Origin of the sequence: Viridibacillus sp. FSL H8-0110 (assembly GCF_038003565.1) — a bacterium.
Taxonomy (GTDB): domain Bacteria; phylum Bacillota; class Bacilli; order Bacillales_A; family Planococcaceae; genus Viridibacillus; species Viridibacillus arenosi.
This window is the reverse complement of record NZ_JBBOPJ010000001.1, coordinates 4341593-4358371: the sequence shown is the minus strand read 5'-3', so window position 1 is coordinate 4358371 and position 16779 is coordinate 4341593. Positions and strand designations below refer to the sequence as shown.

At 35.0% G+C, this 16779-nt stretch carries 15 protein-coding genes; 13 read left to right on the top strand and 2 right to left on the bottom strand.

Features of this window, described 5'->3' with window-relative positions:
- Positions 1 to 2 precede the first annotated feature (2 nt).
- The 11 genes from MHH98_RS21590 to MHH98_RS21540 all read left to right on the top strand — a co-directional run bounded on the left by MHH98_RS21590 (position 3) and on the right by MHH98_RS21540 (position 11806).
- Positions 3 to 899 (top strand): response regulator, encoded by an 897-nt coding sequence (locus tag MHH98_RS21590; RefSeq protein WP_038178928.1) that lies wholly within the window; start codon positions 3 to 5, stop codon positions 897 to 899.
- Between the two features lie 154 nt (positions 900 to 1053).
- Entirely contained in the window at positions 1054 to 2331 is a 1278-nt protein-coding gene (locus tag MHH98_RS21585; protein WP_038178930.1) for a cation:dicarboxylate symporter family transporter, read from the top strand.
- A 208-nt stretch (positions 2332 to 2539) separates the two neighbouring features.
- Positions 2540 to 3220, top strand: coding sequence for a response regulator transcription factor (locus tag MHH98_RS21580; RefSeq protein ID WP_038178932.1), 681 nt, complete (start codon positions 2540 to 2542; stop codon positions 3218 to 3220).
- On the top strand, positions 3204 to 4628 hold the full coding sequence (locus MHH98_RS21575) for a HAMP domain-containing sensor histidine kinase (protein ID WP_038178934.1): 1425 nt from the start codon (positions 3204 to 3206) through the stop codon (positions 4626 to 4628). Before MHH98_RS21580 ends, MHH98_RS21575 begins: the two co-directional genes overlap by 17 nt.
- 141 nt (positions 4629 to 4769) lie before the next feature.
- Positions 4770 to 5687: a peptidylprolyl isomerase gene (locus tag MHH98_RS21570; RefSeq protein ID WP_038178936.1), complete on the top strand. Its 918-nt coding sequence runs from the start codon at positions 4770 to 4772 to the stop codon at positions 5685 to 5687.
- 22 nt (positions 5688 to 5709) lie between these two features.
- Positions 5710 to 6411 (top strand): polyphosphate polymerase domain-containing protein, encoded by a 702-nt coding sequence (locus MHH98_RS21565; RefSeq protein ID WP_038178938.1) that lies wholly within the window; start codon positions 5710 to 5712, stop codon positions 6409 to 6411.
- A 21-nt stretch (positions 6412 to 6432) separates the two neighbouring features.
- Entirely contained in the window at positions 6433 to 7116 is a 684-nt protein-coding gene (locus MHH98_RS21560) for a DUF4956 domain-containing protein (RefSeq protein WP_340713498.1), read from the top strand.
- 36 nt (positions 7117 to 7152) lie between these two features.
- The gene (locus tag MHH98_RS21555; RefSeq protein ID WP_340713496.1) at positions 7153 to 9144 is read left to right on the top strand and encodes a CotH kinase family protein; all 1992 of its coding nucleotides are present in this window, start codon (positions 7153 to 7155) and stop codon (positions 9142 to 9144) included.
- 696 nt (positions 9145 to 9840) lie between these two features.
- Complete coding sequence (locus MHH98_RS21550) at positions 9841 to 10446, top strand: class I SAM-dependent methyltransferase (RefSeq protein WP_038178942.1); 606 nt, start codon at positions 9841 to 9843, stop codon at positions 10444 to 10446.
- 142 nt (positions 10447 to 10588) lie between these two features.
- Complete coding sequence (locus tag MHH98_RS21545; protein ID WP_038178944.1) at positions 10589 to 11344, top strand: SDR family NAD(P)-dependent oxidoreductase; 756 nt, start codon at positions 10589 to 10591, stop codon at positions 11342 to 11344.
- Between the two features lie 27 nt (positions 11345 to 11371).
- Positions 11372 to 11806, top strand: a complete 435-nt coding sequence (locus tag MHH98_RS21540; protein WP_038178946.1) for a MarR family winged helix-turn-helix transcriptional regulator — start codon at positions 11372 to 11374, stop codon at positions 11804 to 11806.
- Positions 11807 to 11832: 26 nt separating this feature from the next.
- Here MHH98_RS21540 and MHH98_RS21535 read toward each other — a convergent pair whose 3' ends face one another.
- On the bottom strand, positions 11833 to 13251 hold the full coding sequence (locus tag MHH98_RS21535; RefSeq protein WP_340713494.1) for a cryptochrome/photolyase family protein: 1419 nt from the start codon (positions 13249 to 13251) through the stop codon (positions 11833 to 11835).
- Positions 13252 to 13302: 51 nt separating this feature from the next.
- Here MHH98_RS21535 and MHH98_RS21530 point away from each other — a divergent pair, with 51 nt between their 5' ends.
- Positions 13303 to 13752: a hypothetical protein gene (locus MHH98_RS21530; RefSeq protein WP_143691306.1), complete on the top strand. Its 450-nt coding sequence runs from the start codon at positions 13303 to 13305 to the stop codon at positions 13750 to 13752.
- Between the two features lie 6 nt (positions 13753 to 13758).
- Here MHH98_RS21530 and MHH98_RS21525 read toward each other — a convergent pair whose 3' ends face one another.
- Entirely contained in the window at positions 13759 to 14379 is a 621-nt protein-coding gene (locus tag MHH98_RS21525; protein ID WP_038178950.1) for a TetR/AcrR family transcriptional regulator, read from the bottom strand.
- Between the two features lie 118 nt (positions 14380 to 14497).
- Here MHH98_RS21525 and MHH98_RS21520 point away from each other — a divergent pair, with 118 nt between their 5' ends.
- Positions 14498 to 16711: an MMPL family transporter gene (locus tag MHH98_RS21520; RefSeq protein ID WP_038178952.1), complete on the top strand. Its 2214-nt coding sequence runs from the start codon at positions 14498 to 14500 to the stop codon at positions 16709 to 16711.
- Positions 16712 to 16779: the final 68 nt, after the last annotated feature.

The window sequence follows — 16779 nt, the reverse complement described above, 5'->3', positions numbered from 1 at the left end:
TCCTGCGTTATTTTATAGTAGATGATGATGCAGCTAGCCGCCGAATGCTGAAGCAAATAATTATTGAAGGTGATTTGGGGGTAGTAATTGGGGAGGCTGATAGTGGAGAAAGTGCATTGCCACTTATTTTATCAAGCCATCCTGATCTTGTATTAATCGATTTATTAATGCCAAACTTAGATGGTATTGAAACAATAGAACAATTGAGAAAACAAGGATTTAAAGGCCATTTTGTGATGATTTCACAAGTCGTTAATAAGGAAATGGTAGGACAAGCATACGAAAAAGATGTGGAGTTCTTTATCCATAAACCCATCAATCGAGTGGAAGTGCAAAATGTCTTAAAGAAAACTGCTGAGCGTTTTTTATTAAAACGATCACTGCTCACGATTCGTGAATCTTTAATAAATTTTGAAGAGACCACAAAAGAAGAGACACATCGAACTATAAGAGATGTTGTGTTATCCATTTTAAATGATATGGGTATTGTAGGAGAAGTAGGAAGTGATGATATTCTATGCATAATGGAATTGTTGATCAATCGTAGTGAATCTTCAATGCAATTGCCCGCTTTAAAGGATTTATATGAGGAACTTGCATCTGAAACAAAGACTAACGGTGTTGAGATAATGAAAGAAAGTAAGGCCATAGAGCAACGCATACGTAGAACGATATTGGCCGCAATGAACAACTTAGCAACTTTAGGTGTTGTAGATTATACAAACCCTGAGTTTGAATATTATGCTCCGCGCTACTTTGAGTTCTCAGAAATTCGAACATGTATGCGTTCGATTCAAGAGGATTCTAAAGTGACTAGGAAGATAAAAGTGAATGTGAAGAAATTCTTACAAGTGTTATATGTAGAGTCTTTAGAGAAGTATCAACATCCACCTAAATAGGCAAAATAGATAGTGGAAAAACAATATAATTTCTTATTTCAAAATTTTTTAATCAAATAAATGTCGGATTCTGTCGGATTTGATAAGTCGTTATTAAAATGTGAATAAGGCTTTTTCTGTAAAAAGTAAAACAGAACAAAGGGGTGACTTATTGATGAAGAAAAAATTTAAGATAAGTTTAGCTGTTCAAATATTGATCGGACTTGTTTTAGGTATTACAGTAGGTGCGATTTTCTACGGCAATCCAAAGGTTGAAACTTATTTACAACCAATTGGTACAATATTCTTGAATATGATCAAAATGATCGTTGTGCCGATTATTGTTTCTACATTAATTTTAGGTGTTGCTGGAACAGGTGACATGAAACAGCTTGGTAAATTAGGTGCGAAAACGCTTATTTACTTTGAAGTTGTAACAACAATTGCAATTGTTGTCGGTTTATTGGTTGCGAATATATTCCAACCTGGTGTTGGTGTGGATATGAGTGCTATCACTAAAGGTGATATTTCTCAATATCTTCATACAACTGAAGAAGTACAAAGTCATGGTTTCGCTGATACAATTATTAATATTGTTCCAACGAATATCATTGATGCTATGGCTAATACGAACATGTTAGCAATAATCTTCTTCTCTGTATTATTTGGGCTTGGTGTAGCTTCTATTGGTGAGAGAGGGAAACCAGTTCTTGCTTTCTTCCAAGGAACAGCAGACGCTATGTTCTGGGTAACGAACACAGTTATGAAATTTGCTCCTTTTGGTGTATTCGCATTAATCGGGATAACCGTTTCAAAATTTGGTTTAGAGTCATTAATTCCTTTAGGTAAATTGGCGATTTTAGTTTATGCATCCATGATATTCTTTATAATCGTGATATTAGGTTCAATTGCTAAGCTCGTTGGTATCAATATTTTCCGTTTGCTTAGAGTATTAAAAGATGAGTTGATTTTAGCATACTCTACTTCAAGCTCTGAAACCGTATTACCAAAAGTAATGCAAAAAATGGAGAAATTCGGTAGTCCAAAGGATGTCGTATCTTTTGTAATACCTACGGGATATTCATTTAACTTAGATGGTTCTACGCTATACCAAGCGATTGCGGCAATTTTCATTGCTCAAATGTATAATGTTCCTTTAACTATTATGGATCAAATTACATTAGTACTTGTATTGATGGTTACTTCTAAAGGTATTGCAGGCGTACCAGGTGTATCTTTTGTTGTATTATTAGCGACTCTTGGTACTGTTGGTATTCCACCAGAAGGTTTAGCATTTATTGCTGGTATTGACCGTATTCTTGATATGGCTCGTACAGTGGTAAATGTAGTTGGTAACTCTCTAGCTACAATTGTTATGTCTAAATGGGAAGGTCGCTTCGATTACGAAAAAGCGGCAACCTACTTTGACAAACCAGAAGATTCAGTACAATAAATAGCTTAGTGGAAGAATTATTTTCATTCACTTCTAGGACATTTCTTTAATAAAAAATTATGAGCTCCACTAACGGCTATGTTAGTGGAGTTTTTTTAATTTTTTACCGCTTTTCAGTTATGTGTTATTTGTTTATGACATCTAGTTGACGTATTGAAATGATATAATGTTTGGAAAACGAAAATATAAGCGAGTTGGAGGGAATTGTATGGATAAAGTACTCATTGTAGAAGATGAATTTGCGATTAGCCAAGTGCTCAAGGCCTATTTGCAAAAGGTGAATTTTCAAACAGAGCAGGCCTATAATGGTTCTGATGCAATTAAGAAATTCCATGAATTTAATCCTAATCTCGTGTTATTAGATATTATGCTCCCAGGAAAAAGTGGGTGGGAGATCTTAAAGGAAATACGTCAAATAAATACTTGTCCAGTTATCATGTTAACAGCCTTAGGTGAAGTCAATTATCGCCTTGAAGGCCTAAATGAAGGTGCAGATGATTACATTACAAAGCCATTTATTGCTGAAGAGGTTGTTGCACGCGTGAAAGCCGTTTTAAGAAGAACACAAGGCGATAAAGCCCCTAAGAGGAAATTTGGTAGCTTAGAAATTAACTTACAATCACATGATGTACATGTGAATAATCAAGAAATAGATTTAACACCAAGAGATTTATCAGTATTAATGTTTCTAGCAGAGCATCCAAACAAAACATTTACACGAGATCAATTAATTGAGCAAGTGTGGGGATGGGAATATGATGGTAGCGACCGTGCAGTCGATTTAGCAATAAAGAGATTACGTAAATCACTACAAAACTGGCCTGCCGAAGACGGGGAAATAAAGACACTTCGTGGATTGGGGTATCAGTTAAGTGTTAAAAAGTCGTAAAAAGAAAAGGGTATCCTTAACGCGATATTGGACTACGCGCTATTTGCTAACTCTATGTATAGGGCTAACAATTATTGCGTTTATATCAGCAATCTGGTTACGTCATACAACACTAGTGTATCGATTGGATATGATTGAGTTCATGGCAGAGGAAACGACTCATCGCATTTCAGATAATGTTGATGCAGGAATTCCAAATGGTGAAAATCCTGGACTATTTAGAGAGCGTGATCGTTTTATGAATATGGATATTAAGCCCGTCATTTATATAGTAGATACTGAAGGCAAAATCATTTCAAGTAATCGTCCTAAAGGACCGCGAGAGCAAAGTATTCAAGCCGATATTTTATCGTCTAGTGATGAGGTACAGAAACTTACTTATAATGGTACATCAAAAGTTTTTTATGCGGTAAAGAAGAAAATTGAAATTGACGATGAACAAGTCGGTTGGGTAGTCATTGTAGAATCGAAGGAGAGCCTTACACATTTAAATCAAGAGTATGGTCAGCTAGCTATTATGATAGGCAGTTTAGCATTGCTAGGTTTAGGTGCAATTTATTTTTTATCAAGAAGATTAGCTACACCAATTAAAGAGGTTGCCGCCGCAGCAAAACAAGTACAGCAGGGAGACTATAATATCAAACTTCCTGAAAATTTAAAGGAAGAAGAAGTGTATGAACTTGTTCGTTCGTTTAAAGAGATGGCAATGCGCTTGGAACAACTTGAGTCAATGCGAACAGAATTATTAGCAGGTGTGACACATGAATTAAAAACACCTGTAACTTCTATTAGTGGTCTGTTACAAGCCATTCAAGATGGAGTTGTTTCAGGTGATGATGCTCGCGAATTTGTTAAAATGGCGATAAATGAAACATCAAAATTAAAAACAATGGTTGGTGATCTATTGGCATTCAACTCATTTGCTGTAAACGCCATTCCTGTAAAATTTGAAGAACTTGAAATTAACCAAATGGTAAAAGACGTAGTTAATCGATGGAGGCTAATGCAGGACACTGACGATATCCAGTTAACACTGACTACATTAAAAGAGTTAGTAACGGTGAATATTGATGCTATTCGTTTTCAACAGATTTTCACCAATTTATTTACAAATGCTGAACAAGCTATGAAGGGGCAAGGCAATATTAACGTCGTTTTGCATGATGAGAAGGAATCGGTTGTTATTACTGTATCTGATTATGGACAAGGTATTCCAAAGGAAGAGCAAGATTTAGTTTTCGAACGCTTCTATCGAGGTGAAAATAAGAAATACGAAGTGCGTGGCTTAGGTCTAGGGCTACCGCTTAGTAAAATGATGGCGCAGTCCATCCTTGGCGATCTACATCTTGTAGAAAGCTCTGAGAAAGGTACAACATTCAAATTAATAATTCCAAAATCAAATAAATGATAATGACCAAGAAATCCAATTCGATCATAAATTCGAATTGGATTTTTTTCTTTCATAAATACAAATCCCGACATTTAGCTGACACATTGATTCTGTAAAGTAGGTTTTGTAAAGAACAGAACATAAGGAAGGATGATATAAATGACAAAAGAAATATCAGAAGATAAGAAGGGGAGGGGTAAGCGCCTCATTCTAGTTATAGGAATCCCATTAATTTTACTAATGGCGTTAATTACCTACTATTTAACAGTACCAAAAGCAGATAATTACGTCGCTAAAATTAACGGGGAAAAAATAACCCAATCAGAGTTAAATAAAGAACTTGTTTCTCAATATGGGACTGACGTGCTTAGTACACTGATCACAAATAAAGTCATTGAGCTAGAAGCCGTCAAGAAAAAAATTACCGTTTCAGATAAAGAGATTCAGGCGGAGCTAGATGACTTGCAAAATTCTTATGGTGGTAAAGAGGCATTTGAAGCAGCGCTAGAATCTAACGCTATGAAATTACAAGATGCAAAGGACAATATTAAGACGTATTTAACAACTACAAAATTAATAGAACCAACAATAGATATTACCGAAAAAGAGCTAAAAACATATTTTAAAGAAAATAAAGATACTTTTTCTCAAGAAGAGCAAGTACAAGCCAGTCATATATTAGTTGAAGACAAAGAAACAGCAAAAGAGGTAGAGAAGAAAATTAAAAAAGGTGAAGACTTTGCAGAGCTAGCTAGTGAGTATTCAACTGATACAGCAAGTGCTTCAAATGGGGGTAACCTAGACTATTTTGGAAAAGGTGTAATGGACGAAAGTTTTGAAAAAGCTGCTTTTTCCATGAAAGTGGATGAAATAAGCGATCCTATTAAAACAGATTATGGCTACCACATTATTAAAGTTACAGGTAAAAAAGCAGCAAAGGAAGCTACATTTGAAAACTCAAAGGATGATGTAAAAACAGCTTTAATGAACGAAAAAATAAATGCCAACTATTCAACATGGTTGTCTTCTTTATATGAAGATTATGAAATCGAGAATGCATTAGCTGATGGAAAATAAGTGATAAAGGGAGCAAAAAAATATGAGATATCAAGATGAGTTTACTGTTAAAGGTCGAAAAGAACTCAAACATGCCATCTCACAAATGGATTACACCATTTTACGTAATAAACTACAACATGTGATGAAACTTGATGCACATGCTGGTGGTGATGGGAAGTATTTAATTCGTAGCGTGTATTTCGATAACTTTGAAAACAAAATTTTGAATGAGAAAAAAGAAGGTTATTTCAAACGTGATAAATATCGCGTTCGTATTTACGGCCATAATTCATCATTCATTAATCTTGAAAAGAAAAGTAAGCGAAACAATTTAACTTTTAAAGAAAAATGCCGTATTTCATGTGATGAATATGAATCAATGCGTATTGGACAGATTGACTGGATGGAGGAGGATGAACGCCAACTTATTCGTGAACTATTTATTCAAATGTCTTTATATCAATTGAAGCCGATGACAGTTGTTGATTATGTTCGCGAAGCGTATGTTTACCCATTTGGGAATGTACGCGTGACATTTGATGGCCAAATTAAAACAAGTTTTCGTAATACAGATATTTTTAATCCAGATTTACCTATGGCATCTGTATTTGATCCAACACAAGTAATTTTAGAAGTGAAATACGATGAATATTTACCGGATGTTATCAAAATGATGTTGCAAATGATGGATCGTAGACCTGATGCATATTCAAAATATCAATTAAGCCGTATGTACGGTTAATACTTTTTGGAGGAATTAATAATGGATACAACAAATTTCACAGATATTTTCAAATCAAGCTTTATAGAGAAAACGTCAGCTTTCTCGCTAACAGATGCATTAATCGGACTCTTTGTCTCATTTATCATTGGCCTTTTTATCTATGCAGTATATAAAAAGACATTTTCAGGTGTAATTTATTCACACACTTTCAATATTTCTTTATTGATTATGACAATGGCCACAGCACTTATTATTATGGGTATTTCTTCAAATGTCCTATTGTCCCTTGGTATGGTCGGTGCTTTATCAATTGTTCGTTTTAGAACACCTATCAAAGACCCAATGGATTTAGTCTTTTTATTCTGGTCTATCGTATCAGGTATTTTATGTGGTGCCGGATTTATTCCATTAGTAATCGTAGGTTCAATATTAATTGGTTTAGTGCTAGTACTATTCGTCAATAGAATCACAATTGAAAATCCATATTTATTAATCATAAAATATGCAGATTCAACAGTTGAAAATGCTATGGAAAAAGTTATTTCATCTCAATCAAAAAAACACGCTTTAAAATCAAAATCAGTGATGCCTGGTGAAGAGTTAGAAGTAACTTACGAAATTCGAGTAAAAGAAAATGATTCAAAATTCATGAATGATTTAACAGCTATTCAAGGTGTGAAATCAGCAGTAATGCTTAGCTACGATGGTAACTTCACTGCTTAATACAAGAACCACAAATCATCGTAAAGGGGTTACAGCATGATCAAAAATAGAGTAGTATACGGCATTCTCGCTGTACTCGTGATTGTGTTCATATGCGCTGTAGGAATCTTGCCCAATCTATCTTTGGATTCCAAAAATACAGAAACAAGTTATACAAATAAGGTATTTAACAAAGATAAAGTAACCACAGTCGATCTTGAAATTTCTGATAAGGATTGGCAAGACATGTTAGATAATCCGCTTGATGAGGAAATTAAAGAAGCAAATGTTACTGTAAATGGAAAAATACTTGAGCACGTCGGTGTACGTACAAAAGGTAATTTGTCGTTGCGCGAGGTGGCAAGTGATGAAGATTCAGATCGATACAGCTTGAAAATCGACTTCGATTATTACAATGACGAGCAAAGTTTATATGGTTTGAAGAAGCTGAATTTAAACAACAATTATAGTGATGCAACTCTGATGAGAGAATATCTTTCTTATCAGCTAATGGAAGAAATGGGCTTGCCAACACCCTCATACTCATATATGTATGTAACGGTGAATGGTGAAGATAGAGGGCTTTTCCTAGGCGTTGAACAAGTGGACGAAACTTTCCTAGCCAAAAATTTCTTAACCAATACTGGGTCATTATACAAACCAGATGGTACAGGCAGTGATTTGAAATGGATTAGTGATGATATCGATGATTACACTGGTTTGAATGAAAAAACAAGTACAGATGATTCTGATGATGAAGCGATGATTAATTTCTTAAGTGCCATTAACAATAAAGGTGCTAGTATTGAAGACACAGTTGATGTGGACAATATGTTGCGCTATTTTGCAACAAATACAGCACTAGTAAACCTAGATAGTTATCAAGGTAACATGAAGCATAACTATTATTTATATGAAGAAAAAGGCAAGTTCTCCATTATTCCTTGGGATTACAATATGAGCTTTGGAGGTTTTGGTGCAGGGGGAGGCGGTGGCGGCCGTGATAGAACCCAAGAAAACACTAACGAAAATACAGAAAAAGATTCTTTAGCTACTAAAGGTGATAGCAATTCTGAAATAAAATCAACTACTGAGAGTAAAGCTCAAGCAGGCTCAAATAGTGATGAACAAATGGATATGAATGGTATGCCTACACCTCCAGAAGGTACGCAAGGTCAACCACCTAGTGATGGGGGACAAATGCAGCCACCACAGGAAAATAACGGAGAAGTGCAAAATCAGGATCCTATAAATAATGCAGATCAAGAAGTATTAACAGACGATACAATAGGATCTGAATTAAACAAAGAAGAGGCTGATGGAACAAAAGATGCCACTAAGGATAAAGACGCTATCGAAAAACGTGTAGGTATGGGCGCAGGAAATGGTCAGTTGATTTCAGATTCAAGTATCAATTTCAGTGTAACAACACCGGTTTCTGGGACGTCTTTAGAAGAGCGTCCATTATTAAACGCCCTACTATCGAATGATAAATATCGTAAAAAATATGAAGAATATTTAAATGATATAGCTACAAAATATTTAACAGAGGATAAAATTGCAATAGAAACTGCTAAAATTGCAAAATTAATCACTCCTTATGTTGAAAAAGATCCAACGAAATTTTATACAACAGAAGAATTTAAAGCGGCAGTAACAGGTGATAATAGCTTACCTGAATTCGCAAAACAACGTTCACAATCAATTTTGAAACAACTATCAGGTGAATTGGTTGTAGATTCATCCACCTCTACAGGTGATAAAGTAAATCAACAAAATACAAATACTGATAAAGGTACTACCGCAAAAACTAACGCAGAAACCAAAGAAGAGGGTATACAAAATCTACCTGGTGGCGAAGGTTTTGATCCAAACAATATGCCTGAAAGAGGACAACCTCCAAATGGTATGCAGATTCTAGGTGTACCCGATAAAGAAAATCAGCAAATAAAGGGTTATTCAAGAGACACGATTATAATAAGTTCTATAGCTATTGGATGCCTAATTATAGCCACGATTTTCGTCTTCCTATTTAAACGCAGACGATAAAACTAACAAATGAATAATCACTGCCCGGTAACTGATTGCCGGTGCTGGCAGAGTGAACCCACCCAACTTCTACTTTAAAAGAGACAAAAGGTTGCCAATTGATTGTATAGCACATCAATCTATGGCAACCTTTTGTTATTTAAAAAAGTTAGTGCTGTTAACTAAATCAACTGATGTTAGTTGAATTTCTTATGTGTATGTCTGATTCCTATTATTAATAAAGGAGTCAGATTTTTGTTGAAGTTAATAAAATATAACTCAAAGAATAAAAAAGAAGCTAGCTGTGTCGAGCAGCTAGCTTAAAAGAAAGGTATTTTGTCGTTAAAACATTTAAATGAGTAAAACTTCTCCTTCAGATTTTGAAAGCCAAAGTTCACTGCCCATTTACATTTAATAAAAACGGATTAAGAAGAGTGAGTTAGAAAATGATTAAAAGAATCTAGCCTCCGTTGCTAGTCCCTAGAGTTCACTTCTTGAACAAACGGTTTCTTCAGCATAAAAACGAGTGGTTTTCATCAATTACGGCACCACTACTAGTAATGATGGAAGCTCATTTTGCTAAACAAGTCGTATAATTCACAAATTCCCTTCCGTTAAATTATTATTAAATTGTGAGACCATTATAATTGAAAATTATTAGATAATCAAAAGTTTTAATTATAAAATATTTAATATTAAAGATTGGGTGAACAAAATATGAATGAAATACAATTTGATCAGCTTTTACATATTGAGACTGGAGGCAATCAGTATGGCTATCCAACATTGACGCATTACCACCGCTATGAGCCTACGCCATACGCCGCACTAGACCAACTTTTTGAGAAATATAGTCTTGAAAGTACGGATTGTGTGGTGGATATGGGGTGTGGTAAAGGACGTGTACCTTTTTATGTGCATCACCGCTTTCATACAAATGTTGTTGGGGTTGAAATGAATTCTACTTTTTATGAAAATGCTTTAACGAATAAAGTTCAATATATGAAGAAACACAGTGTGAAAAATAGTGCTATTGATTTTGAATGTGTGTTAGCACAAGATTATTTAATTCAGCCAAAAGATAATGTGTTTTTCTTTTTCAATCCATTCTCAGTTCAAATATTCCGTAAAGTAGTAAACAATATATTACGCTCTGTTGAATTGGAGCCTCGTCAAATTAGTCTTATTTTATATTATCCATCAATAGATTATGTGCAGTTTTTACAATATGAAACTAATTTTGAATTAGAGAATGAGATATTTCTTAAAGAAGTTTCCATTCGTAATATAAATGAGCGAATATTAGTGTTTAATTATATGTAAATGATATCCATAAAAAGTTGCTGTAAAGACTTATGTAGTATAACTTTTATGAATCAATAGGCTTTTTAAAGGGGGATTTTACATTTCACTAATAAATGTTTTAATGTTAAAATATAATCATGAATAAAAGGAGTTGTGATTAATGGGGAAGTTAGATGAAAAAGTGGTAATTATCACCGGTGGAGCTGGCGGTATCGGTGGCGGTATGGCAAAAGCAATGGTTAAAGAAGGCGCAATCGTTGCAATCGTTGATTTAAATGAAGAAGCTGGAGAAGCAATGGCAAAAGAATTACAAGAAATTTCTCCAAAATCAACATTTATCCAAGCTAACCTTATGGATCGTGATAATTTAGGCAATATCGTGAAGACAGTCGCTGATAAATATGGTAAAATTGATGTCTTAGTAAACAATGCTCATGCATCAAAACAAGTATCAATTGAGGAAACAACTCAAGCAGATCTTGATCTATCATTTGGTACAGGTTTCTACGCAACATTCTATTTAATGCAAGCCGCACTTCCATACTTGAAGGAAACAAAAGGAAATGTTATTAACTTTGCTTCAGGTGCTGGTTTAGCTGGACATGAAACGCAAGGTGTATATGCGGCAGCTAAAGAAGCAATTCGTGGTATTACACGTGTAGCTGCTAACGAATGGGGCCGTTTCGGTATCAACGTTAACATAATTGGACCGCTTGCAAATTCACAAGGTGTAGAAGCTTGGGCAAAAGCACAACCAGAATATTATGAAGCAGTTAAAAACAAAATTCCTTTGGGACGTTTTGGTGATGTTGAAAATGATATCGGTCGCGTAGCAGTATTCTTAGCTTCTGAGGATTCTCAATATATTACTGGTCAAACAATTATGGCTGACGGTGGATCAATAATGCTTAGATAAGTTTTTCTGCAATCAGGGGAGGACAAATTGAGAGACACGAATATTTTTAAACTTATACATGCAGTTGAATTAGTAAACAATGCTAATATCATTCGATTTTCACAAATGTTTCCACATAATATAGGCATATCACCTATATTAGCTCTGAGTGAGTTAAAGATAAACGGACCACAAAAGCAGACTGTTTTAGCAGATAAGCTCGGCTATACGCCAGGTGCTATGACGAATATTGCAACAAAGTTAGTAAAAAATGGCTTTGCAGAACGTCAATATAATGCTAATGACCGTCGTCATGTTTTATTAGCTATTACAGAAATGGGAAGTAAGGTGTTAATTGATGCCCAGTCAAAGGGACATGATTTAGCATTGGAACTTTTCAGCGTATTAAGTGAGGAAGAGGTCGATCAATATTTGGCCATCCAAAATAAATTGTTGAAAAATGTAGCAAAAGAAGAGTTATAATAAAAAGCTTAGTTCTCTCATGGGAACTAAGCTTTTTTTATGAGATTATAAGCTTGTAACGCACGTTTTCTTGCGAAATCATGTTCAACAATAGGGTAAGGATAGTCATTACCTAATTCTACTTGTGCTAATGCTAGTATTTCTTGTGAGGCTTCCCACGGTTTATGAATGAATTTTTTGGACAAATGCTTCAATTCGGGTATCCATTGACGAATGTAATCGCCATTTGGATCAAAACGTTGGCCTTGCGCGACTGGGTTAAAGATACGGAAATAGGGAGCTGAGTCAATGCCACAGCCAGTTGTCCATTGCCAGCCCATAGCATTATTGGCGACATCAAAATCGATTAGCTTTTGCGCGAACCATTTAGATCCCTCTGTCCAGGGAACTAGTAAATGTTTAACCAAGAATGAAGCAACTACCATTCGTACTCGATTATGCATATAGCCTGTAGCTTGCAATTCTCTCATACCAGCATCCACTAGTGGATAACCAGTTTGTCCTAGCTTCCATTTGTTGAAATCACTTGATGTACCTTCCCATGAAAAAGTGTTAAATGCTTCTCTCAATGGCTTTATTGGCATAGTAGGGAAGTGGATTAGCTGGTCATATGCAAAATCACGCCAAACCAGTTGTCTTAAAAACATTTCAGTAGATGGATCTTGTATTTCGTGAGATTGAATAGAATGCCAAATCGATTTCACACTAATATTCCCCCAAACTAAATAAGGGGATAACAGTGATGTAGCCTGTGTGCTAGGGAAATCTTTATAGCGTTCATATTCATTAAGTCCATATTCTAGAAACTCTGTCCAATGACTAATCGCTGCTTGTTCCCCAATTTTCCAATGTAGATCTAGCCTAGGTTCTATGCTGTTAGGTGATAATAATTGTAATTCATGTATTTCTAATGATTCAGGTAATGTTTCTAAAGTAGAAGTCATCTTTGGAATGGCATAAGGAGTGGGTACATGTTCTTGCATAGTTCTCTTCCAGTAAGAAGTGAATACTTTATATGGTTCATGGCTTTTATTTAAAATGGTGCATTGCTGATTGAGAAGATTACCTGGAAATGATTGTACTTCAATTTTAGACTTAGAAAGTTGTATTTCAATCTCAAATAAGGATTGCACCATGAAAGGTTCGTAACATCTATTATAAAAAACCGCATCAGCAGATGTTTCTTTTATAAGCTGCAATAACTCTTTTTGGATATTTCCTTTACGTATAATAAGAGGTATTCCTTTTGTTGCTAAATCTTGTTTCAGGGATATTAATGATTGATGAAGTGACCATTTTGCAGCAATACTATCAGTATATTCGAATTCTTGCTCAGAAGGCCAAATAAAAACAGGTATTATATATCCTTGTTGAGCAGCTTCAAAAAGTGCACCATGATCGTGGATTCTTAAATCTTTTCTGAACCAAACGATTATTTTTTTCATAGTAATACCTCCATTTATAGTCCAGTAAATATTTAGGGAAGGGTGATGGTAGTGAGAAAAAAGGATTTCGTTATAAAAAGTATTATTGCAGGTACTATCGCAGGTCTTTTCCTAGGATACCTCTTTAAATATGTTGAAGTCACTTACAATATACGAGTGTACACATTGTTGTTAAATGTTGATTTTATGCCCATCTTTGGAAATTATCACTATCCGGAAACTGTGGAATTTCTATTGCATCTACTTATATCCATTGGGTTATCGATTGTTATGGTATACATAATTTACATTAAAAAATATATAAAAAGACATCAATTAATTGTAGTGATTTTAGTATCAATATTCATCGCCTTAGTGTATTTCCCAATGACGGTACTTTCTAATAGAACACCAGCCATTACCTCGGTTGAGGCATTAGTTGTGTGGATAGTGGGTCACCTTTTATTTGGTATAGTATTAGCAAGTCTTTATTTAATATTGTTCAAAAACAAAAAGATTTAGGCGTTTTTATTGAACACCTAAACCTCTAAGATAAAAATCAACAATTTGTTTTGTCGCTTCATCAATGGAAGAGAATATGGATTGGGATTGTGCATCTCGATAATTACCTACGTTTAATAAAGACATGAATGAATGTGTGGCGAATTTAGGGTCGAACTTTGGAATTTCACCTTTGTTCATAGCTTCTATTAATACATTTTCCACTGCTTCATACATTTGCTCTTCAGATTCTTTCATCATTTGTAGCTGTTGATCAGATAAATGCGTTTTGGCGTCTCGCATAAAGCTTCCCATATCCACATCAATTGTTGCTGATAGCTGAATTTTAACAAGCTGATATAATCTTGCTTTTAAAGGCGCATCTGTTGCTAAAATTTGCGAAATTCTTAAAGCGATTCGCTGCATCATATGCACCATAGCATCTGTAAATAACTCTGCTTTCGTAGAGTAATAATAATAAACAGTCGCTTTTGTAATATTACATTCTTTGGCGACATCATCCATGGAAACAATCTTATAGCCGTGTTGAATAAATAATTTTGTTGCTGTATCTAAAATAATCATTTTTGTTGGTTTTGTCGTTTGATTTTGACGAGGTCTCCCAAGGCTACGTGATTTCTGCCTCACTTGAACTCCTCCTACTTGGTTATTTTATATATATTATATCATATTAAGTGAAACCACTTGAAAAATTAACTAACCAGTATATATAATAAAAACAAATGTATTAGGAAGGTGGTAAAGCGTGAAAAAACATCCATTAGAAGCATGGGGTGAATTAGTTGGAGGAAAGAAGTCACGTTGGATTGCACTTATAACGTGGGTATTGCTCGTAACAGTTTTATCATTCATGTGGCCACAAGTAAACAGCATTGATAATGATTCAGCTGAAAATGTCCCAGCTGATGCAATGTCTCAACAAGCTGCTAAGTTAATCGATCAGGAGTTTTCCGATGACTCGGGTAATCCATTATTAGTTGTATGGCATAGAGGTGGGAAATTATCGAAAGATGATTATACAGCTATTCAAAATGTATATAAGAAATTAGCTGATAACCCATTAGAGCAACAAACAGTATTACCACCATTAGGGAATTTACCACCTCAAGCTTTAGCTGCAAGTGCATCTGAAAATGGTACAACAATTGTAACGCCTATTTTCTTTGATAAAGATGCTATTACAGATGACCTTGAAAAAAGCACAGATGAATTTAAAAAACTTGTAAAAGAAGAATTAGGGAAAGACCCGTTCACTGCAAAATTAAGTAGCGATGAATTACAGCTACGTCTATCAGGACCAGTTGGAATTCAAATAGATGCAGTTAGTTTGTTCTCTTCAGCAGATATTAAACTAATGATTGCCACAGTATTACTTGTTTTAGTTCTACTTATTTTGTTATACAGATCACCGCTACTAGCAATCATTCCACTTATTATCGTTGGATTTGCTTACGGGATTATTAGTCCTTCATTAGGTTTTTTTGCTGAGCAAGGATGGATTAGTAAGGATGCCCAGGCAGTATCAATTATGACTGTTCTACTCTTCGGGGCAGGAACCGATTATTGTTTATTTTTAATATCAAAATATCGTGAAATATTACTAGATGAAGAAGATAAGTACAAAGCGATGAAACTTGCTATTAGAGATTCAGGTGGCGCCATTGCTATGAGTGCTTTGACAGTTGTTATTGGTCTAGGAACGCTTGGACTCGCACATTATGGTTCTTTCCAAAGATTCGCAGTACCATTTAGTTTTGCAATATTAGTTATGGGAATTGCAGCGCTAACCTTATTACCCGCATTGCTAGTCTTATTTGGACGTATAGCATTTTATCCGTTTGTGCCACGTACAGTGGATATGGAAAAAGCTAGAGCTAAGAAAAAAAATAAACCTTATAAAGAACCGAAGCTACAGCATAAATTTAGCCGCAAAGTGGGTCATTTAGTAACACATAGGCCCTGGCTTGTTATTACGGCAACTGTAATTTTACTTGGAGGCTTAGCAGCTTTCGTGCCACGAGTACAATTTACTTTCGATATTCTTTCTTCATTCCCCGAAGAGATGGAATCAAGAGAAGGATTTAAGCTTATTTCAGACAACTTTTCTCCTGGAGAACTCGCTCCTGTGAAGATAATTGTTGATACAAAAGGTAAAGATGTAAATTTACAAAAAAATCTTGCTAAATTAGATTATATAGACGGCGTAAATGATGTACGTCAAGGCAGTAATAATAAAGATATTCAGTTGTATGAGTTAACACTTTCTGATAATCCATATTCCGCTGAATCATTAGAGCATATTCCTGATTTGAAGAAGGAAGTTAATTCGTTATTAAAAGAAGCTGATATAGAGAATGCCACAAATAGTTTTTGGATTGGTGGAGAAACTGCCACTCAATATGATACAAAAACGACGATTGCCCGAGATGAATCAGTTATTATGCCAACAATGATTGCTATCATAGCATTACTATTATTAGTGTATTTGCGCTCAATTACAGCAACTGTTTATCTATTAGGTACTGTTGTTCTTTCATTTTTAGGTGCATTGGGTGCAGGATGGCTAGTGTTGCATTATGGTTTTGGAGCAGATGCAATACAGGGATCCATCCCACTGTATTCGTTCGTATTTTTAGTAGCATTAGGTGAAGATTATAATATTTTCATGGTGTCAGAGATATGGAAGAAACGACGGACTCAAAGCCATAAGGATGCAGTGGCTGACGGTGTTGTTCATACAAGTAGTGTCATTACATCCGCAGGGCTAATTTTAGCTGGAACATTTGCTGTATTGGCAACATTGCCAATTCAGGTACTTGTACAATTTGGTGTTGTGACTGCAATTGGTATTTTGTTAGATACTTTTATTGTTCGTCCATTATTAGTACCAGCATTAACAACTGTTTCTGGTCGCTTCGCATTTTGGCCAGGGAAATTATCGAAAAAAGAAAATAACTAATTTTAATAAAGAAACCTCGAGGGATATTATATTTCTCGAGGTTTCTTTATGAGTATAAAATGACATAA

What these genes read in the sequence shown, in the direction of transcription:
- MHH98_RS21585 (WP_038178930.1), top strand. Translation starts at nt 1,054, where the DNA reads ATGAAGAAAAAATTTAAGATAAGTTTAGCTGTTCAAATATTGATCGGA.
- MHH98_RS21580 (WP_038178932.1), top strand. Translation starts at nt 2,540, where the DNA reads ATGGATAAAGTACTCATTGTAGAAGATGAATTTGCGATTAGCCAAGTG.
- MHH98_RS21570 (WP_038178936.1), top strand. Translation starts at nt 4,770, where the DNA reads ATGACAAAAGAAATATCAGAAGATAAGAAGGGGAGGGGTAAGCGCCTC.
- MHH98_RS21565 (WP_038178938.1), top strand. Translation starts at nt 5,710, where the DNA reads ATGAGATATCAAGATGAGTTTACTGTTAAAGGTCGAAAAGAACTCAAA.
- MHH98_RS21560 (WP_340713498.1), top strand. Translation starts at nt 6,433, where the DNA reads ATGGATACAACAAATTTCACAGATATTTTCAAATCAAGCTTTATAGAG.
- MHH98_RS21555 (WP_340713496.1), top strand. Translation starts at nt 7,153, where the DNA reads ATGATCAAAAATAGAGTAGTATACGGCATTCTCGCTGTACTCGTGATT.
- MHH98_RS21550 (WP_038178942.1), top strand. Translation starts at nt 9,841, where the DNA reads ATGAATGAAATACAATTTGATCAGCTTTTACATATTGAGACTGGAGGC.
- MHH98_RS21545 (WP_038178944.1), top strand. Translation starts at nt 10,589, where the DNA reads ATGGGGAAGTTAGATGAAAAAGTGGTAATTATCACCGGTGGAGCTGGC.
- MHH98_RS21535 (WP_340713494.1), bottom strand. Translation starts at nt 13,251, where the DNA reads ATGAAAAAAATAATCGTTTGGTTCAGAAAAGATTTAAGAATCCACGAT.